The organism is Microvirga mediterraneensis (assembly GCF_013520865.1).
Taxonomy (GTDB): Bacteria; Pseudomonadota; Alphaproteobacteria; order Rhizobiales; family Beijerinckiaceae; genus Microvirga; species Microvirga mediterraneensis.
This window is the reverse complement of record NZ_JACDXJ010000001.1, coordinates 1,056,644-1,076,022: the sequence shown is the minus strand read 5'-3', so window position 1 is coordinate 1,076,022 and position 19,379 is coordinate 1,056,644. Positions and strand designations below refer to the sequence as shown.

At 65.3% G+C, this 19,379-nt stretch carries 25 protein-coding genes; 11 read left to right on the top strand and 14 right to left on the bottom strand.

The genetic code is table 11. The annotated features are described in order from the left end of the window. Nucleotides 1-69 precede the first annotated feature (69 nt). Entirely contained in the window at nucleotides 70-750 is a 681-nt protein-coding gene (locus H0S73_RS05085) for a TerC family protein (protein ID WP_181054244.1), read from the bottom strand. A 193-nt stretch (nucleotides 751-943) separates the two neighbouring features. Next, nucleotides 944-1,288 (bottom strand): hypothetical protein, encoded by a 345-nt coding sequence (locus H0S73_RS05080; protein ID WP_181051143.1) that lies wholly within the window; start codon nucleotides 1,286-1,288, stop codon nucleotides 944-946. 283 nt (nucleotides 1,289-1,571) lie between these two features. On the opposite strand from H0S73_RS05080, the gene H0S73_RS05075 reads away from it, so the two are divergent. Then, nucleotides 1,572-1,991: a nuclear transport factor 2 family protein gene (locus tag H0S73_RS05075; protein ID WP_181051142.1), complete on the top strand. Its 420-nt coding sequence runs from the start codon at nucleotides 1,572-1,574 to the stop codon at nucleotides 1,989-1,991. A gap of 30 nt (nucleotides 1,992-2,021) precedes the next feature. Here H0S73_RS05075 and H0S73_RS05070 read toward each other — a convergent pair whose 3' ends face one another. The 5 genes from H0S73_RS05070 to H0S73_RS05050 all read right to left on the bottom strand — a co-directional run bounded on the left by H0S73_RS05070 (nucleotide 2,022) and on the right by H0S73_RS05050 (nucleotide 4,881). Continuing rightward, entirely contained in the window at nucleotides 2,022-2,771 is a 750-nt protein-coding gene (locus H0S73_RS05070; RefSeq protein ID WP_181051141.1) for a pseudouridine synthase, read from the bottom strand. Then, nucleotides 2,768-3,682, bottom strand: coding sequence for a class I SAM-dependent methyltransferase (locus tag H0S73_RS05065; RefSeq protein WP_246388731.1), 915 nt, complete (start codon nucleotides 3,680-3,682; stop codon nucleotides 2,768-2,770). Before H0S73_RS05065 ends, H0S73_RS05070 begins: the two co-directional genes overlap by 4 nt. A 61-nt stretch (nucleotides 3,683-3,743) precedes the next feature. Continuing rightward, nucleotides 3,744-3,962, bottom strand: a complete 219-nt coding sequence (locus tag H0S73_RS05060; protein WP_343058233.1) for a hypothetical protein — start codon at nucleotides 3,960-3,962, stop codon at nucleotides 3,744-3,746. 89 nt (nucleotides 3,963-4,051) lie between these two features. After that, a complete protein-coding gene (locus H0S73_RS05055) occupies nucleotides 4,052-4,261 on the bottom strand; it encodes a cold-shock protein (protein WP_181051140.1) in 210 nt (69 codons plus the stop codon). A 281-nt stretch (nucleotides 4,262-4,542) separates the two neighbouring features. Further along, on the bottom strand, nucleotides 4,543-4,881 hold the full coding sequence (locus H0S73_RS05050) for a hypothetical protein (RefSeq protein WP_181051139.1): 339 nt from the start codon (nucleotides 4,879-4,881) through the stop codon (nucleotides 4,543-4,545). Between the two features lie 232 nt (nucleotides 4,882-5,113). Here H0S73_RS05050 and H0S73_RS05045 point away from each other — a divergent pair, with 232 nt between their 5' ends. Next, nucleotides 5,114-5,398: a hypothetical protein gene (locus H0S73_RS05045; protein WP_181051138.1), complete on the top strand. Its 285-nt coding sequence runs from the start codon at nucleotides 5,114-5,116 to the stop codon at nucleotides 5,396-5,398. Between the two features lie 6 nt (nucleotides 5,399-5,404). Here the strand turns inward: H0S73_RS05045 and H0S73_RS05040 are convergent, their stop codons facing one another. After that, nucleotides 5,405-6,331: a DMT family transporter gene (locus tag H0S73_RS05040; RefSeq protein WP_181051137.1), complete on the bottom strand. Its 927-nt coding sequence runs from the start codon at nucleotides 6,329-6,331 to the stop codon at nucleotides 5,405-5,407. Between the two features lie 259 nt (nucleotides 6,332-6,590). On the opposite strand from H0S73_RS05040, the gene H0S73_RS05035 reads away from it, so the two are divergent. The 4 genes from H0S73_RS05035 to H0S73_RS05020 all read left to right on the top strand — a co-directional run bounded on the left by H0S73_RS05035 (nucleotide 6,591) and on the right by H0S73_RS05020 (nucleotide 10,494). Then, a complete protein-coding gene (locus H0S73_RS05035) occupies nucleotides 6,591-7,823 on the top strand; it encodes an MFS transporter (RefSeq protein WP_181051136.1) in 1,233 nt (410 codons plus the stop codon). 268 nt (nucleotides 7,824-8,091) lie between these two features. Further along, on the top strand, nucleotides 8,092-8,424 hold the full coding sequence (locus H0S73_RS05030) for a septal ring lytic transglycosylase RlpA family protein (protein ID WP_343058443.1): 333 nt from the start codon (nucleotides 8,092-8,094) through the stop codon (nucleotides 8,422-8,424). A 161-nt stretch (nucleotides 8,425-8,585) separates the two neighbouring features. Next, nucleotides 8,586-9,389 carry a hypothetical protein gene (locus H0S73_RS05025; protein WP_181051134.1) on the top strand — a complete coding sequence of 268 codons (804 nt, stop codon included), beginning with the start codon at nucleotides 8,586-8,588 and terminating at the stop codon, nucleotides 9,387-9,389. Next, nucleotides 9,382-10,494: a thermonuclease family protein gene (locus H0S73_RS05020; protein ID WP_181051133.1), complete on the top strand. Its 1,113-nt coding sequence runs from the start codon at nucleotides 9,382-9,384 to the stop codon at nucleotides 10,492-10,494. The genes H0S73_RS05025 and H0S73_RS05020 overlap by 8 nt, the downstream gene beginning before the upstream one ends. A gap of 52 nt (nucleotides 10,495-10,546) precedes the next feature. On the opposite strand, the gene minE is transcribed toward H0S73_RS05020, so the two are convergent. From minE to H0S73_RS05000, 4 genes are all read right to left on the bottom strand, one after another. Then, on the bottom strand, nucleotides 10,547-10,810 hold the full coding sequence (minE, locus tag H0S73_RS05015) for a cell division topological specificity factor MinE (protein WP_009763025.1): 264 nt from the start codon (nucleotides 10,808-10,810) through the stop codon (nucleotides 10,547-10,549). Then, nucleotides 10,807-11,622, bottom strand: coding sequence for a septum site-determining protein MinD (gene minD / locus H0S73_RS05010; protein WP_181051132.1), 816 nt, complete (start codon nucleotides 11,620-11,622; stop codon nucleotides 10,807-10,809). Before minD ends, minE begins: the two co-directional genes overlap by 4 nt. A 16-nt stretch (nucleotides 11,623-11,638) precedes the next feature. Beyond that, nucleotides 11,639-12,361, bottom strand: a complete 723-nt coding sequence (gene minC / locus H0S73_RS05005) for a septum site-determining protein MinC (protein WP_181051131.1) — start codon at nucleotides 12,359-12,361, stop codon at nucleotides 11,639-11,641. A 315-nt stretch (nucleotides 12,362-12,676) separates the two neighbouring features. Further along, a complete protein-coding gene (locus H0S73_RS05000; RefSeq protein ID WP_181051130.1) occupies nucleotides 12,677-12,934 on the bottom strand; it encodes a hypothetical protein in 258 nt (85 codons plus the stop codon). Between the two features lie 181 nt (nucleotides 12,935-13,115). Between H0S73_RS05000 and H0S73_RS04995 the strand changes: the two genes are divergently transcribed. The 4 genes from H0S73_RS04995 (at nucleotide 13,116) to H0S73_RS04980 (ending at nucleotide 15,741) form a co-directional block, all read left to right on the top strand. Continuing rightward, the gene (locus H0S73_RS04995; protein WP_181051129.1) at nucleotides 13,116-13,715 is read left to right on the top strand and encodes a helix-turn-helix domain-containing protein; all 600 of its coding nucleotides are present in this window, start codon (nucleotides 13,116-13,118) and stop codon (nucleotides 13,713-13,715) included. An 8-nt stretch (nucleotides 13,716-13,723) separates the two neighbouring features. Further along, complete coding sequence (locus tag H0S73_RS04990; RefSeq protein WP_181051128.1) at nucleotides 13,724-14,260, top strand: GNAT family N-acetyltransferase; 537 nt, start codon at nucleotides 13,724-13,726, stop codon at nucleotides 14,258-14,260. A gap of 113 nt (nucleotides 14,261-14,373) precedes the next feature. Next, on the top strand, nucleotides 14,374-15,141 hold the full coding sequence (locus tag H0S73_RS04985) for a sulfite exporter TauE/SafE family protein (RefSeq protein WP_181051127.1): 768 nt from the start codon (nucleotides 14,374-14,376) through the stop codon (nucleotides 15,139-15,141). Nucleotides 15,142-15,270: 129 nt separating this feature from the next. Further along, nucleotides 15,271-15,741 carry a hypothetical protein gene (locus H0S73_RS04980; RefSeq protein WP_181051126.1) on the top strand — a complete coding sequence of 157 codons (471 nt, stop codon included), beginning with the start codon at nucleotides 15,271-15,273 and terminating at the stop codon, nucleotides 15,739-15,741. A gap of 175 nt (nucleotides 15,742-15,916) precedes the next feature. On the opposite strand, the gene H0S73_RS04975 is transcribed toward H0S73_RS04980, so the two are convergent. Then, on the bottom strand, nucleotides 15,917-16,948 hold the full coding sequence (locus H0S73_RS04975; RefSeq protein ID WP_181051125.1) for a cysteine synthase A: 1,032 nt from the start codon (nucleotides 16,946-16,948) through the stop codon (nucleotides 15,917-15,919). A gap of 216 nt (nucleotides 16,949-17,164) precedes the next feature. On the opposite strand from H0S73_RS04975, the gene H0S73_RS04970 reads away from it, so the two are divergent. Next, nucleotides 17,165-18,400, top strand: coding sequence for a YeeE/YedE family protein (locus H0S73_RS04970; protein ID WP_181051124.1), 1,236 nt, complete (start codon nucleotides 17,165-17,167; stop codon nucleotides 18,398-18,400). Between the two features lie 24 nt (nucleotides 18,401-18,424). On the opposite strand, the gene H0S73_RS04965 is transcribed toward H0S73_RS04970, so the two are convergent. Further along, nucleotides 18,425-19,336, bottom strand: a complete 912-nt coding sequence (locus tag H0S73_RS04965) for a LysR substrate-binding domain-containing protein (protein ID WP_181051123.1) — start codon at nucleotides 19,334-19,336, stop codon at nucleotides 18,425-18,427. Between the last annotated feature and the right edge of the window lie 43 nt (nucleotides 19,337-19,379).

Sequence of the window (19,379 nt, the reverse complement as noted above, 5' to 3'; positions counted from 1 at the left end):
GGACCTTTAGATCGTCCTGCCCGAGACCGGGCCTGCCCAGCGTTCAGACGGAACGGATCCTGCGGGTTTCTAGGCCTCGTCGGTTGCCGCCCGCTGCCGGGAGACGTAGCCGATGGCGAGCACCAGGATGGCTCCGACGATGGCAATGGGGATTTCGGCCTTGTGGCTGATGTCCTGGCCGAGCTGCCCAATCAGCCAAGGGTCGGAAATCAGCATCTCCCCGGCCACCCAGCCCAGAAGGGCCGCTCCGGCCCAGACGAGCAGGGGAAAGCGGTCCAGGAGCGCCATGATGAGGGCGGCGCCGGCCACAATGAGGGGGATGGAAATGGCAAGGCCGACGGCGAGCAGAACGGTGGAATCCTGCGCCACCGCTGCAATGGCCAGGACGTTGTCGAGGCTCATGACGGCATCGGCGACCACGACGGTCCAGACCGCATGCCAGAGGCGGTCGGTTTCCTTCACGCCGCCCTCCTCGTCGTCGCCTTGGAGAAGCTTCACGGCGATCCAGAGCAGGAGAAGCCCGCCGGCGATCTTCAGGAAGGGTGTCGTCAGGAGCGCCGCGACGACGATGGTGAAGATGATGCGCAGGCCCACCGCCACACCGGCGCCGAGCACCATGCCGATACGGCGTTTGTCTTCCGGCAGGCCGCGGCAGGCCAGCGCAATGACGACGGCATTGTCTCCGGACAGGATGATGTTGATCCAGATGATGCCGAGGAGTTTGAGGATTTGGGGAAAAAGGTCTTCCATCACGGGGAACTTGATTGGCCGTTCGAGATGAACAGCGACCGGAGCCTGCCTGAAAGTCGACCATGGCCTGAATGAAGGCCGGGCCCTGCGGTTCAAAGGCGCTCGCGGAGACAGAGAATGGCGCCATTTTCGGCGCGCGACACGATCGGCCCGCAGCCTCCGAGGCGAAGCTTGCGGCCGGGTTGAACTCAGCTCAGGGGCGCGGGGGGCCCGTCGCGCGCAGAGAGCCCAGAAGAGCGGCGTTGCCGGATTGCGGAGAATCGAGACGGACGCCTTGCCCGGCCCTACCTCTCGAACGGCAGGAAAGGTCCCAGGCCAGGACAGCGTCAGGGCCGCCCGTACCGTCCTTCCACGTGTCCGGACAGGCCTCCCCATCCCCTTCGCCTCCATCGGACAGGCCCGAGAGCGAAAGCGCTTCCTCGACCTGGATGAGGAAAGAGGCCCCGGAATTCGCATGATCGATCGCCGGCAGCCACGCGAGCAGGACCAGCCCGAGCAGTGCCTGCATGACGGGAAGCAAAATACGGGGTCGGGCCAATGCTCTGTCCATGCGAGCGGATAGGGCTCCCAAGCGGAAAACCTACCCCTCCCTAACCCGGCCAATAGCCTTAGGGCAACCTGAGCAGGAGCCCGGGAATGTCATGGCGCACTCAGGTCCGATGCCCCAAGGGTCTGGCTTTGCGCATCTTTTCACGCAGATCGTGGGTCTCGCTTTTGCATTCGTTGCGCTAGATCGGAATAGACATTGTGCAGGCGGCCGATCGTGCTTCACCATTCCGTCCGGGCGACTCGCTCAAGGTTGCTTTCCATAGGAGAGCTCAATGGCAGCCCAGGATGATCCCGTTTCCATACTCCGCGAGACCTATGCCCGGTGGGTCGACACCAAAGGCAGCGATTGCGAATGCTGGATGGACATCATTGCGGACGATGTCTCCCTCGGCTCGCTGGCCGAAGGCTCGCCGGAAGTTCCCTTCACCATGCGCCGGAGCAGCAAGTCCGGCGTGCGCGCCTATCTCGAAGACCTCATGCGCGACTGGGAGATGATCTCCCACAGCATGAACGAGTTCATCGCCCAGGGCGACCGGGTGGCCGTGGTCGGGCGGGCCGTCTGGCGCCACAAGGGGACGGGCAAGGTGGCGGACACCCGGAAGGTCGACATCTGGCGCTTCCATAACGGCAAGGCGGTGGATTTCGAGGAGTTCTACGACACCGCCGGACTGATCGCAGCCGCGACGCCATAGGCTTTCCCCGGGCCCGCCCCGTCCGAAGGGTCACGCTCCCGCTGCGGACGACAGAAGGAGGGCGAGATCGGCCTCGCCGAGCAGGCGGTATTGTCCGGGCCCGAGATCCTCCGGCAGAGTCAGACCGCCGATCCGGTCGCGGTGCAGGGCCGCGACATGGTTGCCGACAGCCGCGAACATGCGCCTGACCTGATGATAGCGGCCTTCCGCCAGGGTCAGGTAGGCGCCGGTCTCGGAGATCACCTCCATCAGAGCCGGCATCAGCGGCTTGTCCTCGCTCTCGAGCATCAGCGTCCCGGACGCGAAAATCTCCGCCTCGTCCCCACGCAAGGGACGATCGAGTTCGACCCTGTAGCGTTTGGAGATGTTGGCCCGGGGTGAGATGACCCGGTGCAGCAGGTTTCCGTCGTCGGTCATGAGCAGCAGCCCCGACGTGTCCTTGTCGAGCCGTCCGATGGTCGAGATCGCCGGGTCGCGACGGCGCCACCGGTCCGGAAGCAGGCCATAGACCAGAGGACCGGCTTCCTTGTGCGAGCAGGTGACGCCCAGCGGCTTGTGCAGCATCAGGGCGAGGCCTGGCGGCGGATCGAGCGGCTTGCCCTGGATGCGCATCCGCTCCGACAGGTCGCGCGTCACGGCGATGCGCCGGTCCGCATCCTCGACCTCGGCCCCGTCCAGCATGACGAGACCCGCATTGACAAGGGATTGAACCTCGCGGCGCGAGCCATAGCCCATGTTGGCGAGGAGGCGATCGAGGCGCAGCGTCGGGACCTTGCTCATTTGACGGCCTCATAGATCTTGTAGCCGTTCGCCTCGACCTTCGGCGTCACCCGCTTGAACAGGCTTCTCAGCACGGCCTCATAGGGCAGATGGCGGTTGGCGACGAGCCAGAGGACGCCGCCCGGCCGAAGGGCCTCCGCGGCCCGGCGGATGAAGGCTTGGCCCAGGCTCTGGTCCTCGGCACCGCCATCGTGGAAAGGCGGATTCATCACGGCGAAATCGAGGCCCTTCATTCCGGTGCCGCTGCGGATATCGGCCCAGCGCAGCTCCGCACGCGGGTCGCCGATGTTGCGCGCCGCCATGTCCACGGCTCGACGGTCGATATCGATCATGGCGAGATGTTCGACCTTGGGGAAGGCCAGGATCGCGCGGGCGAGGATGCCGATGCCGCAGCCGAAATCCGCCCCGCGCCCGCTCAAGGCGGTCAGGCTCTGCTCCAGGAGGGCGCTGCCGGGATCGAGCCGGTTCCAGCTGAATACGCCGGGCCAGGTCCAGAGCCCCAAGCCTTCGTCCAGGCGAGGCCCGCCCTCGGCCAGGGCTTCCTGGATCCCGGTGAGAAGGGCCGGTCGCGGACAGGCGCAGATGCGGTGATGACGGCGGGAGGTCTCGGCGACGTCGCAGCCGAACGCCTTGAGCTCCTTGGCGATCCGCGAGCCGCCCTTGTCCTTGGGCGCCAGGATTGTCAGGGACCCGCCGGGCGCGAGCGCCCGCAAGGCCAGGGCGGTCGTGTAGCGCCGCTCCACCGTGCCGGGTGGGGCCAGCACGACCATGGAGCCGAGTGCCCCCTCCCCTTGCTCTTCCAGGCGTTCGGAGCCGGGGATCAAAGGCGAGAACTGAATCGCCCCATTGGGGGTTTCGGCCAGTTCGGCCGGTGGCGTGCCGTAGACGCCGCTTGGTTGTGAATCTTGCAAGGTGACTGAGCCCACGCTGAACGCAGGCGTTCTTATTATGCTGCGATCCGGAAGGTAAGTCTCAATGATCCTGCCGAGCCTGCTTTGTCCCGGCAGCACGGATTTCCGATTCACCCACCGCACGCTGGGCGCCGCTCAGGGTATCGCGGATCCGGTAGCCCAGCTCGCCGCTGCTGTTCTCCGGCATCAGGCGAACGATCTCGTAGGTCCCGCTCGTGCGATCGGCGAAATGGGCGGCAGCGGCATGAACGAGCTGGCCCATGGTGTATTTGTGACTCACGGAAATCTCCTTTCGGGAAAAAGCAAAAAGCCGCCCTCGAAGGGCGGCTTTGCGAGGCGGCTCGGAGGCCGGGCCTGATCCAACGGATATTACGCCGTTTGGATGTTGTTGACGGCGACCTTGCCGGAGCGGCGGTCCGCGGCGGTGTCGAAGGACACCTTCTGGCCCTCGCGCAGGCCGCGGATGCCGGCGCGCTCGAGCGCGGTGGCGTGCACGAACACGTCCTTGCTGCCGTCGTCCGGCTGGATGAAGCCGAAGCCTTTTTGATCGTTGTAGAACTTCACGGTGCCCGAAATCATGGGAATATCCTTGGAGAGGCTTGTATGCACGTGAGCCCGGGGCATGCGGAGGCACGCCCGCGCTCGGGTTCGTCGATGTTTGGGAAGGGGGTCTGAACGTGCGCCTGGAAGGCCAAGGCGTAACGGCCCGATTGTCCGGCCAAATGTCGATGAACCTCATGTAATGCCGACTTACGGCGAATACAAGGCAGGCAGCCGGAAAAGCAGACGACCTTCGTGGCTTCCGCAAGGGCAATCCCCGCGAGCAAGGGCTTGGATCGTCGCTTTAGGGACGGTCCGCTTCAGTACTTCAGCCGCAGCGCCTGGACGCTCGCGCCGCCGTCGGCACAGTAGATCCGAGCCCTGGGGCAGTAGGAGGCATAGACCGGCGTCGGACAATAGGTCTGCATGAAACTCTCGTCGATGGCACAGGTCACATGTACGCGGTAGAAGCCCTGCGGACCGCTCGGCGCATCGTGCAGGACCGAATAGCCCAGCCCCTGATCGGCGAGCCGGGCGATGGCGCGCCCGGGCTGGATCCGGGTGGCTTCGAACCGGGACACGGTCATCAGATCGGCCGCCTGGGCTGCGGATCCCACCAGACCGGCCGCCAGGGCGATCCCTATCAAAACCTGCTTCATGCTGCGCCTCGCTGCCATTTCCCGAAAGACCGGTTCGCTCAGGTCGGAACCCGCGGGAGGAACCTGTCGAGGATAATGCAAAGCTGCCCTTCGGGATCCATCGCGGGCGTCTCTACGAAGGATTAACCACGCTCCCGGGCGCCCTCTACCCCAGGCCGGACTTTAAGCAACCGGTAGGATCTTGTGCCCGATAAACGCGGCGAGTTGTTAGGCGTAAATTGACCAGGGTCCCATGCACCACATCCATCTCGCTGAGGGTATGCGGCTTCGTTTTCCGGCGCGGAGCGCCGATTTCGATCAGGGCGTCGAGATCGGCATCGTGGCCGCGCTGATGAGCCAGGATCTGACGGAATTCTCCCGCAGGATCTCGAACGAGAACCTCGGTCAGGTGCGGGCCCTGGTGGAGCAGTTCGGCTATCGCCTAGTCGAAGGCCAGGCGGACGGGGAATTCGTGGAGCTCAATTTCTACAGCCGCACGGCGCGCCCGCGCCTGCGCGTCGTTCATTCGGGAACCTGATCTGGGTCAGGCGGAAAACTTCTTCTGCATGGCGCGGATGCGCTCGCGATAGGCCGTGTAGAAGCCGCTCATGCAGATGAGGCCGGCACCCGTGATCGTCCAGGAATCCGGCAGCGATCCGAATACCAGATAGCCGAGCGCGCCTGCCCAGATCAGCTGGACATAGGAGAACGGCGCGATCAGCGACGCGTTGCCATGGCGATAGGCCATGACCACGAACCAGTGGCCGATGGCGAACAAAACGCCCATGCACAGGCCCAGCGCGATCTCGGTTCCGTTCGGCGTCACCCAGTTGAAGGGCAGGAGCGCGCTCAGCACGATGCTGCCGACCGAGGCTGAATAGGCGAGCGTCGTAAGCGCATGGTCGCCCGTGATCTTGCGGGTGACCACGGCGCCGACGGCCCAGCTCGAAGCGCTGACGATCGGCAGGAAGGCCGCCGGCTGGAAGGCGCCCGTGCCGGGCCGCACGACGATCATCACCCCGATCAACCCGATCGCGGCGGCCGTCCAGCGCCGCCAGCCGACGGTCTCTCCCAGGAAGAGCACCGACAGGGCCATGATCAGGATCGGCGAGACGAAGAAGATGGCGGTCGCATCGGCCACGGGCAGATGAGGCAGGCTCTGGATGAACATGATCGAAGAGCCCACCATGCCCAGCCCCCTGACCACCTGGAGGCCAGGCCGCTGGGAGCAGAAAAGGGCCGGTCCGCCCTTGATCAGCACGACGGGAATGATGACGAGCGCAAAGGTGACGTAGCGCATCCAGGCCACTTCCGGCGGCGGCAGAGTGGAGGCGAGCTGCTTGGTGATGACGTCCGCTACGGAAAATACGACCGTGGATGCGATCAGGAACAGGATGCCCCGTAACGGAGAGGCGGGCATGCCGGGCGTCTCCGGCGCCGCATTGTCCCGAGCAGCGGGGGCGGAGGTCATGGAGCTCTCAAAAAATGAGGCTCGCGCAACGATGCGGCGAGCCTGAGGGTCTCAAAGAGAGAAGGTCATGTGGCTCCATAAAATACCGTTTCTTCCGCAGGAGAAGTGCAAAGACGACACATAGTCCATGCTCTCAGTGAATGGATCGCCTCGTCGACTGGCTTACACTTGCTCCTTAAGCATAAACGTCTCGGAGCCTGCCCTGATCTCGGGGTCGGCCGATCAGGACCTGCTTCATCGGCAGGCGCGGAAAGAATCCATGCTGGAGCAATTGCCGGAAACGCCGAGCCGCCTGGTGAGCGGAACGCCTGCCTTCCGTCGATTGAACTTGGCTTTGTTCGCCGCCGGCTTCTCGACTTTTGCCATTCTCTACTGCGTCCAGCCCCTGCTGCCGGAATTCTCGCAGGAGTTTCATGTCAGTGCGGCGGTCAGCAGCCTGTCCCTGTCGCTATCGACCGGCCTTCTCGCGGTCGCGATGCTGGTGGCCGGTTCCTTATCGGAGGTCTGGGGCCGCAAGCCCGTCATGGTGGCCTCGCTGTTCGCCTCGGCATTCCTGACCTTGCTGTCCGCCGCGGCCCCGAACTGGACCGGCCTGCTCCTCGCCCGCATGGCGATCGGCATCACCCTGAGCGGCCTTCCCGCCGTCGCCATGGCCTATGTGAGCGAGGAAGTGGACCCGAAATCCATCGGCCTCGCCATGGGGCTGTTCATCGGCGGCAATGCGGTCGGCGGCATGGCCGGGCGGATCATCAGCGGCGTGCTGACGGATCTCGGTTCATGGCGTCTGGCCATCGGGCTGATCGGAATCGTGGGGTTGGCCTCGGCCATCGCGGCCTGGCGCAGCCTGCCGGCCTCGGCTCATTTTCACCCCCGTCCGGCGCGTCCAGGGCAGTTGCTGCGCTCCTTCGGGGAGCATCTGAGGGACCCGGGCCTGCGCGCCCTGTTCGCGGAAGCCTTCCTCCTCATGGGCGGGTTCGTGACGATCTACAATTATCTTGGCTATCGCCTGACGGAAGCTCCCTATTCCCTGAGCCAATCGGCCATCGGGGCAATCTTCTCCGCCTACCTGATCGGCACCCTGAGCTCGGCCTGGATCGGGGAACTAGCCGGGCGCCTGGGCCGCAGGCGGGTTCTCTGGGCCATGATCGCGATCATGCTTGCCGGGTTGGCGCTCACGCTCTTCCATCACCTTACGCTCATCCTGGCCGGGATCGTGGCCGTCACCTTCGGCTTCTTCGGGGCCCATTCCATCGCCAGCAGCTGGGTCGGCAACCGGGCTCTGGGCGCGAAGGCGCAGGCCTCGGCCCTGTACCTATTCTGTTACTATCTCGGCTCCAGCGCGGTCGGCACGCTCGGCGGCGTGTTCTGGACCCATGGGGGCTGGGCCGGGGTTTCGGCCCTCGTGGCCCTCCTGCTGATCGCGGCGCTCGTCCTGGCCCTTCGACTGATGGTTCTTCCCCCAAGGGAAGCCAAGCGGCCTCCCGGGCAATAAAAATTCCGATCCGGGCAAGCAACCGCGCATCATATTATTTGCGTCAAACTCAACGACAACGCGATACCGAAAAGATTTTTTATAGGTTAACTGAACAAGGTCTTTCGATACTCAGGCTATACCCGTTAAACGCTAGCCAAATATATCGTCTTAATGTTGCCCCATTAGCCTTCATTTTGCAGCCCATCGATAACAACCAAGGGAATGCATTGTGGATCAACGCAAGGTATCGCTCGTACTCGCAAGTCTGTTCATCTCCGGATCGACCATCTTCTTACCCCAAGCTGCCTCCGCCGAACCGGCGGGATCTACCGGTAAAGTCATTCAGAGCGGCCGCGCTTCCTGGTATGGGCCAGGCTTCCACGGCCGGCGGACCGCGAGCGGCGAAACCTTCAACACCAACGATTTGACCGCCGCGCACCGCACCCTGCCCTTCGGCACGAAGGTCCGGGTCGTGAACAAGAGGACTGGCAGGTCAGTGGTGGTTCGTATCAACGATCGTGGTCCTTATGCCCACGGACGTGTCATCGATCTGTCAAAAGCCTCCGCGCAGGCGATCGGGCTTTCCGGCGTCGCCTCGGTGGACGTCGCCCAGCTTTAAGGACCGATTTTCGGGTCCGCCGTTTATTTCATCACCTAGTTCATTTTACGCCTGAACCATTGCCAGCCGCCCCGGCAGGACACCTTTGCCGGGGCGGACCATGGAACCGACAAGCCTTTTACCCGCTTTTCCCCGGTCCCTTTCTCTCAAGAAGAGGCCTTTTGGAACGCATGCAGATCGGCCGGTCGCTGACATCGATAACCGCCCTCCTGACGCTGACGGCGGCAGTCTCCCCCATGGCCGCCGCGCAGACGGGGCGGACCTGGGTCGACCCCCCGGCCCGGATCGAACCGGCGCCGCCGCGGCCGCCAGCTCCTCCGGCCCCACAGCCCGAAAACCCTCCGCCTCAGGCCGCGACGCCGGCTCCCGGGCCGACGGCTCCGCCCGGGCGGACGGCCCAGCCGCAGGAGCCTGTGGCCAAACCCGAAGCGCCGGCTTCGGCTCAGACCGAGACGCCGCCCGCGGCCAAACCTTCGGCCCCGGCCGTCGCCGCTCAACCACCCGGGGAGCCGGAGGGCGGCAAGCGTTCAGCCCGGGCCTCGGCCGCGCGGGACTTCGCCGTCGAGTACCTCGAATCCTGGTCCGCCTCGAACGAGGTCGCCCTCGAGGCCACGGCCGCCTTCTATGCGCCGCGCATTCTGTTCCATGGGCGCGAGATGACCATGAAGCGGCTCTTCAACGAGAAGCGGCGCTTCGCGCAGCGCTGGCCGGAGCGCGACTATCGTCCGCGCCAGGATGCCATCGGGGCCACGTGCAACCCGGCGGGCGAAGTCTGCACGGTGCACGCGGTGTTCGACTTCAAGGCGACGAGTCCCAAGCGGCGACGCGTCTCCCAGGGTACCGGCGCCCTTCAGCTCATTGTAAACTTCATCGGCGACAAGCCGGTCATTGTCGCGGAACACAGCACGCTTCTCGGTCAGGAGCGCAGGAGAGATCTCGTCCAGGAGGGTGTCTCGCATGATTGACGATTCCACCACGCCCGATTCCAAGGCCGATCCGCGGCGCAACTGGGCCCGGATGCGAGAGAGGATGCGCGAGGCCATCCATGCGCAGCTCGACAGGATCCATCCCACGGACGACGCGCGCCGCGCCCTCGAACTCATCATCGAATCCTCGGTGCGCCCGTCCGAGGAGAACGGCGCGCTGAAGCTCACCATCATCGATCACGACGGCAAGACCCGGACGATCGAGAAGGATGGGCAGACGGCGGAGTTCACGCTCCAGGATCTCCTGGACGAGCTGCGCGTCAAGTATCCGGTACTGTTCCGCCCGGCGAAGCCCGATGCGGCGGAGCTTGCGCAGGAGAACGAGACGCCGCGGCCGCGCGAGACCCCGAAGCGCGATTGGCTGAACATCAATCCCGAACAATCCCGGCCGGTCGAGGATGCCGGCGCTATGCCCCAGGATCGAGGCGCGAACCCGTCGCTTCCGGAACGGGCGCACAGCACGGTCGAGCCTCTGGGAGCTTCCGTCGCGCCCGAGCCCAAGGAGCGGCCCGAGGATCATTCCATTCCCGTCGTCGAAGAGCATGAGCGGAATGTCTTCGGCGAAACGCCCGCGCGCTCCTGGGCGCGACCGGCCGTCGCCCTCGCGGCGGTGTCGTTCCTCGCGCTCCTCGGCGTCGGGGCCTTCCTGTTCCGGGGGCATGAAGCGCCGGCCCCGCAAGCCAGCGCCACGGCGCCGGCCGCCTCCGGCCCGATCAAGGAACCGGAGCCGGTCACGACGGGCTCGACAGGCTCGGTCGGATCGCTGCGTGGCGTGCCGGACGTGATCGATACGGCGACCCTGTCGCTGAACGGCGAGGTGGTGCGCCTGTTCGGCGTCGAATGGGCCCCCGGCGCGGGCAAGCCCGAAGACCTGACCCAGTATCTGAACGGGCGCGAGGTGTCCTGCGACCCGGCGGGCGGGAACGACGTCTACCGGTGCCAGGTCGGCAGCCAGGACCTGTCCCGCGTGGTGCTGTTCAACGGCGGCGGCCGTCCCACGGACGATGCGACGCCCGAGCTCAAGGCCGCGGCCGACAAGGCCCGCGAGGCGAAGATCGGCGTCTGGAGCAAGCAGCAGCCATGAGAAAGCCGCCCCGGCGCTTGCCAGGGCGGCTCACCTCTCATGGCCCCGCATGTCAGATGCGGATTTCGGCCGGACCGGGAATCTCGACCTCGATCTCGAGGGTCGAGATGTCGGCATCCCGGTTCATCTTCACCTGAACGTTGTCCTGCTCCACCATGACGTGACGGCGGACGACGGCCAGGATCTCCTCCCGCAGCTGCGCCACGAGGTCGGGCTTGCCCCCGACGATGCCGCGCTCGTGCGCCAGCAGGATCTGCAGGCGCTCCCTGGCGACGGGCGCGGAGGTGCGCCGGTTGAAGAAACTCAGAAGGCTCATGCAGCTCTCCGTCCGAACAGCTTGCCGAACAATCCCTTCTTGTCGGTGGGGACGGTCAGTTCGACGGTTTCGCCCTTGAGCCGGCGCACCGCATCGAAATAGGCGCGGCCCGGGGCGCTGGCAGGATTGTTCAGCGTCACCGGCGAGCCCATGTTCGAGGCGCGCAGCACCTCTTCGCTCTCGGGAATGATGCCGATCAGCGGGATCGAGAGGATCTCCAGCACGTCCTCGACCTTCAGCATCTCGCCGCGCTCGGCGCGGGCCGGATCGTAGCGGGTGAGCAGCAGGTGCTTCTCGATGCGCTCGCCCTTCTCGGCCCGTTCGGTCTTGGAATCGAGGAGGCCGATGATGCGGTCGGAATCGCGGACGGAAGAGACTTCCGGGTTCGTCACGACGACGGCCACGTCCGCATGGCGCATGGCCATCGTGGCGCCGCGCTCGATACCGGCCGGACTGTCGCAGATGATCCAATCGAACTTCTGGCGCAGCTCATCGAGCACCCGGGCCACGCCCTCTTCCGTCAATGCGTCCTTGTCGCGGGTCTGCGAAGCGGGCAGCAGGGAGAGGTTCTCGAGCCGCTTGTCGCGGATGAGCGCCTGATTGAGCTTCGCGTCGCCCTGCACCACGTTGATGAGATCGAACACCACGCGGCGCTCCGCGCCCATCACGAGATCCAGGTTGCGCAGGCCGACGTCGAAGTCGATCACGACGACCTTGTCGCCGCCATGCGCCAGCGCCGCGCCCAGAGCCGCCGAAGACGTTGTCTTGCCAACGCCACCCTTGCCGGAAGTTACGACCAAGACTTTGGCCATTGTCGCCCTCTTTCTCTCAATCCATTGTTTTCAGGATGATCGAGTCGCCATCCAGGTTCACTTGCACAGGCTGACCGAGGAACTTGCCCCCCAGATCGTCAGCGGTCTTGTAGAGCCCATCGATCGCAATCAATTCGGCTTCGAACTTGCGGCAGAAGATGCGCGCGCGGCCATTGCCCGTGCAGCCCGCGATGGCGCGGCCGCGCAAGGAGCCATAGACGTGGATCGAGCCGCCCGCCACGATCTCGGAGCCCGACGCGACGGATCCGAGGACGGTCACGTCGCCTTCCGGATGCAGGATCGATTGACCCGAGCGCACGGAGCCTTCGATGAGAAGCGACTTCTCCGGCACGGGCGCATCGGCGAAGGGCGACGCGGTCGCGGCGACGGCCGCATTGGCTGCGTCCGGCACGTCGATCTCGCCCGTGGGCTTACCGCCGGCGATCTGCGGCGGCATGTCGGCATCGACGTTCTCGGGAGCCGCGCCCTCGAGGCCGATGATGCGGATGTTGCGCATCTTGAAGGCGGCCAGGAGGAATTTCAGCTCGGACTTGGAAGGCTTTAACGATGAGACGTCGGCAATGATGGGTCGTCCGGTGAAAAACCCGGGCGAACGCTCGGACACGGCATCGAGGTCTTCGAGCCAGTCCCTCAGCGGCACTTCGGGCGCGAGGACCAGGGCCATGAAGGACCTGCCACGGAAGCGAAGAGACGGACGGGTGCGAACGGCAATGGTCACGGGAGTTCAGATTCCTTTAATACCCCATGATTTCGACCGCTTATGGTTAACGGACCGTTAAAGGGAGCCGGCGGTCGATAAGAATTTTCGGGGCTGCGGTGCCGCCGGGGCGCGGCAATGTGATGCGCCGACCCTTGCTGGGACCTTGCGCGGAGCTCCGCTCCTGAACAGCGCATCGTTCGGCGCGGAAAGGAGGGCCGGTTTTCCGCCTCGCACGATGCGATGCTGAGACGATGGAGCATCGGACGAATCCAAAAAGTGCAAGCCCGCTTTCCGGTTCGATGCTTTAAGGGACGGAAGCCTCGAAGGAGGAATTCAGAACGGCACCCACTCGCCGCCTTCGGTCAGGGAATCCACGGCGCGTTCGAGCGCCGTGCCGGCATCGAGCAGCTGCTGGGCCGTCTGCTGGATCTGCAGAGCCGGGCCGGGAAGGCCGGCTACGTGCTCGGTCAGCTCCCTGACCCGCTCGATCAGCTCGATCAGGTCGGAAGCGAGCGCGGCCCTCTCCTCTGCCTCGACGACAGGCAGGCGTCCTTGCTTCAGGCGCGGAGCGAGAGGGATCACGTTCGACATGCTTTGAAAATCTTCTTTTGTTCCGCCAAGAGCAATGGACGACCCGGGCGCGATCCACAGCAAACCGCAGCCTTAAAGGCTGTCACGCTTCCTGGCGAAGGCTTTTTTGCACATCCGAGCCCCAGAACGATTCCTGGAGAGGGCCGTTGACTCCAGCATAATGGAATGATTTTCTATTTTAATGGAAATCGTCTCCGCCGTTCACGCCCACCTGGCCAAGCGCCTGCGCGACCTACGTGCGGAAAGCGGCATGACCCTGGACGGGTTGTCCGAGCGCACCGGCGTGAGCCGCTCGATGATTTCCCTGATCGAACGCGGCGAGAGCAGCCCGACTGCGGCCGTGCTCGACAAGCTGGCCGCGGGGCTGGGCGTGACCCTGGCATCCCTCTTCGCCGAGCCCGACAGCCGGGAGGCCGCTCCGCTGGCCCGTTTCGCCGACCAGCGCGTCTGGCGCGATCCGGACAGCGGCTATCTGCGCCGCAACCTTTCCGCTCCGGGCTTCCCCTCGCCCATGGAACTTGTCGAGGTGATCCTGCCGTCCGGCGCCCGCGTGGCCTACGACACCGGCCATCGCGCATCGGTGGTCCACCAGCAGATCTGGATCGTCGAAGGCGCGATCGAACTTACCCTGGGCGAGGAGACCTACTGCCTGGACACGGGCGACTGCCTGTCCATGCGCCTCGACCGGCCGACCCTGTTTCACAACCGAACCGAGCGACCCGCCCGCTATCTGGTGGCGCTCGTCACCGATGCGCGCACCGGGACCGGTTCCCAACGCTGAGGAATCCCATGAGCGAACCGATCGCCATCCGCCCTCTCTCGCCGCTGGAGGCCGGCGAGCAGGTCGAAGCCTTGTCCGCCGTCCTGATCGACTGCGTCGAGGGCGGGGCTTCGGTCAGCTTCATGTCCCCGCTGACGCAGGAGAGAGCCGACGCCTTCTGGCAGGGCGTCGCCGAGGGTGTCGCCCGGGGCGATCGCATCCTTCTCGTCGCCCAGGAGGCGGGCGGACGGATCGTCGGGACCGTGCAGATCGTGCTCAAGCAGCCGGAGAACCAGCCCCATCGGGCCGACATCGCCAAGATGCTCGTTCACGGACGGGCCCGCAAACGCGGTATCGGCGCGGCCCTGATGAGGGCTGCCGAAGACGCCGCCCGGGCGGCCGGCAAGACCGTGCTCGTGCTCGATACGGTGACGGGAGGCGACGCGGAACGCCTCTACGAACGCGCGGGCTGGACGCGGTCCGGCATCATTCCGAACTATGCCCTCTGGCCGAAGGGCGGGTTCTGCGACACGACCGTGTTCTACAAGCTGCTTTCGGCGGATTGACCGGGAATAGACCGGAGTCCTAGACATTGGCCTAATGGGACCTGGTCCTCCCGCCATGCTATGGGCTGGTCATCGTCGACCTTCCCGCTTCGTGCTCTCCGTCAGATAAAACCATGGATCTCTCCACTGCGGCGCTTCTCGCCGCCTCGGGCCTCGCGGCCGGCCTCGTCAATGCGATCGCGGGCGGCGGCACCTTCTTCACCTTCTCGGCCCTGGTGGCGGCAGGTCTGCCGCCCGTCGTCGCCAATGCCACCAGCGCGGTCGCGGTCACGCCCGCCAACCTGTCGAGCGCCTGGGCCTACCGGCGGGAACTCGCGGCGAATGTGAAGCGCTTTGCCGCGCTGGGCATCGTCAGCCTCATCGGCGGCGTGATCGGCGCCTACATCCTCACCGTCACCAACAACGATGCCTTCCGCAAGCTCGTGCCGTGGCTTCTGCTGTTCGCGACCCTGCTCTTTGCCGCGAGCCCGAAGATCGTGGCGCTCGCCCGCGCGATCGGAAAGCAGGAAGGGCCTCACCCGTCCAATAAGGCGTGGGCGGCGGGCCTGGCCTTCCAGACATGCGTCGCCATCTATGGCGGCTTCTTCGGCGCGGGCATGGGCATCGTCATGCTGGCGGCACTCGCGATCACCGAGGGCGACGATTTCCATCTGATCAATTCCGCCAAGCATCTGTGCTCCACGCTGATCCAGCTCGTCGCCGTGATTCTGTTCATCGCGGCCGGCCTCGTGAGCTGGCCCGAGACCGTGATCGTCGGCGCCGCCTCCGTGATCGGCGGCTATCTCGGAGTCGTGTTCGGCCGACGTCTGCCCGCGAGCGTGATCCGCTGGCTCGTCATCGCGGTCGGCGCGGCACTGACACTGTATTTCTTTATTCGGTGAATTCGATAACCATATTCGAAATAGCGCACGGTCGGGCCGCTTTTTGAGGGTGGCTGCCCGATTCACGCCACAACCATGCTCCTTCCTGCGACACTCGATTCTCAACGCTCGCAAAAAAAGGAAATGCTTGTGGCCGATTCCCAAAACTTCACAGGACAGGACGGAACGCAATCGGTAAGCGCTCTCGGCCTGCGCTGGGCTGCGCTGCGCGGCATGCTGAACTCGCCGCTGATCACGGCCGAGGAGCAGCGCCCGCTGCGCGACGAGCTGCTGCGCGAGCTGTCGGCCATCGAGCAGGATTTCAGCGATCTGCCGTCGCGCAGCACGATGGAGATTTCCGCCAAACTCGACATCGCGAAATCGGCGCTGCGCGAGCGCATTCACGGCGGCGAGGCATGGCTGGTCGACCTGATCGAGAGCATCCAGTCCGATCTCCACAGCGTCGCGCATAAGCCGTCTGCGACGACGACGACAACGACGACCGGTCGCTCGCCGGCCAATCTCAGCCGCCCGCAGCAGCAGCGTTCCGACGACACCGGCAGCGCGTCGGGCACGACGTCTTCCACGGGTTCGGAAACGGCCACATCGTCGGCCGCGTGATCCTTCAAAAAGCGCCGCGTTCGTGTGACATCGAACGCGGCGCTTGCATGTGTTTCTTTAGCTTTTGGTCTTGCGCATCTTTCCACGCAAAACCGGTTCCCACTTTTGCGTCCGATGCTTTTGATCTTGCGCATCTTTCCACGCAGAACCGGTTCCCACTTTTGCGTCCGATGCGCTAGACAAGCCCCGGATCGATGGTGCTCTTCCTCTCGAGCCATGCGGGAACGGGCAGGTTCTTCGAGCGCAGGAAATCCGGATTGAAGAGCTTCGACTGGTAGCGCGTGCCGTAATCGCACAGGATCGTCACGATGGTGTGCCCGGGGCCGAGATGCCGGGCGAGGCGGATCGCGCCCGCCACGTTGATGCCCGACGATCCGCCCAGGCACAGTCCTTCATGCTCCAGCAGGTCGAAGATGACCGGCAGCGCCTCCTCGTCCGGAATCTGGAACGCCACGTCGATGGGCGCATCGACCAGATTGGCCGTGATGCGACCCTGGCCGATGCCTTCCGTGATCGACGAACCGGACGCCTTCAGCTCGCCGGTCGTGTAGTAGCTGTAGAGCGCCGCGCCCATCGGGTCGGCGAGCCCGATGGCGATCTTCGGGTTGCGCTCCTTCAGGGCCATGCCGACGCCCGCGAGCGTGCCGCCGGTGCCGACCGCGCAGATGAAGCCGTCGACCTGGCCGTCCGTCTGCTCCCAGATCTCCGGTCCCGTCGTCTCGATATGCGCCTGCCGGTTCGCCACGTTGTCGAACTGGTTGGCCCAGATCGCTCCGTTCGGCTCGGACGCCGCGAGACGCTCCGCCAGCCGGCCTGAGACCTTCACGTAGTTGTTGGGATTGGCGTAGGGCACGGCCGGGACCTCGATCAGCTCGGCGCCGGCGAGCCGCAGCATGTCCTTCTTCTCCTGGCTCTGCGTCTCCGGGATCACGATCACCGTCCGGAATCCGAGCGCATTGGCCACGAGGGCGAGGCCGATGCCGGTATTGCCCGCCGTGCCCTCGACGATCACGCCGCCCGGGCGCAACGCGCCGCGCCTCACCGCATCCTGGATGATGAACAGGGCGGCCCGGTCCTTCACGGACTGGCCGGGATTCATGAACTCGGCCTTGCCCAGGATGGTGCATCCGGTCAGTTCGGAGGCATGGCGGAGCTTGATCAGGGGCGTGTTGCCGATGGCGGCGGGGACGTCGGGCTGGATGGTCATGGCGCCTAGCTGCTGGTTCCGGGAAGAGGTCCGCGAACCTGAAGGATCAGGTGTAATCCATTCAGGAAGAACGATCACGGTCGATATTCACATGGTCACATGTGAATATAAATTAAAATACATCACTTGACGTTCTTTATATCGAACCACATTGTGTGGATGCAAGAGCCTCAGGCTCCTGGATGTCCATCATTTCACGAAAGCTCAGGAGCGACCATGTCCAGCTCTGCCGTAGCTTCGCCTCTTTCCGCCGGAAACCGTGCAAGCTTGACCATCAACACCCCGGCTTCCCTGGCGGCCGCAGCCGGCATCATCGGCGGCGCGGCCCTTCTGGGGGCCGCCATCAACCCGAAGCAGGCCGCTCTCTACGTCCTCGGCGCGGCGCTGGGCCTCGTGCTCTACCATGCCGCCTTCGGCTTCACCTCCGCCTGGCGGGTCTTCATCGCGGACCGCCGCGGCGAGGGCCTGAGGGCCCAGATGGTGATGCTGGCGATCGCCTCCATCCTGTTCTTCCCCGTCCTCGCCTCCGGGACGCTCTTCGGCCAGCCGGTGGCCGGCAACGTCTCGCCGGCCGGCATCGGGGTGGTCTTCGGCGCCTTCATCTTCGGCATCGGCATGCAGATGGGCGGCGGCTGCGCCTCGGGCACGCTCTACACGGTCGGCGGCGGTTCCACCCGCATGCTGATCACGCTCGCGGGTTTCATCGCCGGATCGGCCATCGGAGCGGCGCACCTGCATTGGTGGACGGCGCTGCCGAGCCTGCCCAAGATCTCGATCATCGAGCTGTGGGGTCCCTGGACGGCGCTCGCCGTGCAGCTTGCCGTCTTCGCCCTCATCGCGGCCGTGACCGTAGCGCTCGAGAAGCGCCGCCATGGGCAGCTGATCCAGCCCGCCCCCTCTCCGCGTCAAGGCCTCGCGCGGTTCACGCGCGGCCCCTGGCCGCTGGTGGCGGGCGCGGTGGCCCTGGCGCTTTTGAACTTCGTGACGCTCTATCTCGCGGGCCGTCCCTGGGGCGTGACCTCCGCCTTCGCCCTCTGGGGCTCGAAGATCGCGGCCGCCATCGGCTTCGATGTGGCGAGCTGGCCCTATTGGTCGAGCCCGGCCAGCCGGGCCGCGCTCGAGGGCAGCATCTTCAACGACATCACCACGGTGATGAATTTCGGCATCATCCTCGGGGCGCTTTTCGCCGCCTCCCTCGCCGGCCGCTTCGCCCCCACCTGGAAGGTGCCGCTGCGCTCCGCCGTCGCGGCCATCGTCGGCGGCCTGCTTCTCGGCTACGGGGCGCGGCTCGCCTATGGCTGCAACATCGGGGCCTATTTCTCCGGCATCGCGTCAGGCAGCTTCCACGGCTGGGTCTGGCTCGTCGCCGCCTTCGCCGGCAACGTCTTCGGCACACGCCTGCGCCCCCTCTTCGGCCTCGAAGTGGAGCGCGTGAAGCTCACCGGCTGCTGAACAGACAAGGGGCTGAGATCGATCTCAGCCCCTGTCCATCTCCCCGTCCGGCTGCTTGATTGCCCGGATCAGGCCGCCCAAGGCGGTGAAATCGCCCTTGCGGGTCGAGCTGCGCCGCCACGCCAGCCCGACTTTGCGCATGGGCGCATCCTCGGGAAACTCGATGAGAGCGACCCGCTGCCGGTCGACCTCGGTCTGGGCGCAGAGTTCGGGCAGCAGCGTGATGCCATGGCCCGCCGCCACCATCTGCATGATGGTGGTGAGCGACGCGGCGCCCAGTGCCTTGCGGGCCTGCATATTGGCGATGTGGCAGAACTGCAGGGCCTGATCCCGCAGGCAATGTCCTTCCTCCAGGAGAAGCAGGCGCTCCCGCTCCATGCGGGCGCGCAGGTCGCCGCCCGTCCAGCCCTTGGCCGCCTTGCTCTGCACGGCGATGAGGAACCGGTCGTCGAACAGCGCCATGGTCTCCACCTGCGGCTGCGGGATAGGCAGCGCAAGGAGGGCCGCATCGAGATCGCCCCGCACCAATTCCTCGACGAGCGCCCCCGTCTGCGTCTCGCGGATCTGGAGATCGAGAGCCGGGTAATGCCGCGCCACCTCGGTGAGGATCGCCGGCAGAAGATAGGGGGCGATGGACGGGATGATCCCGAGCCGAAGCGGCCCCGTCAGGACACCCTGGTGCTGGTGCGCATATTCCGACAGCTCGCGCACTTGGTTCAGGATCGCCTCGGCCCGCGATGCGATGTCCTGACCGGCCGTGGTGATCGCCACCGTGTTTCCCCGCCGCTCCACGAGCGCGATGCCGAGTTCCCGCTCCAGCTCCTTGATCTGCATGGACAAGGCCGGCTGCGTGACGGCGCATTGATCGGCCGCCATGCCGAAGTGTTTCGTGCGCGCGAGTGTTTCGAAATATCGGAGCTGTCGGAGGGTGATCATGACATGGATCAGAATATCTGATCGCTCACCGCAATCAATCCAA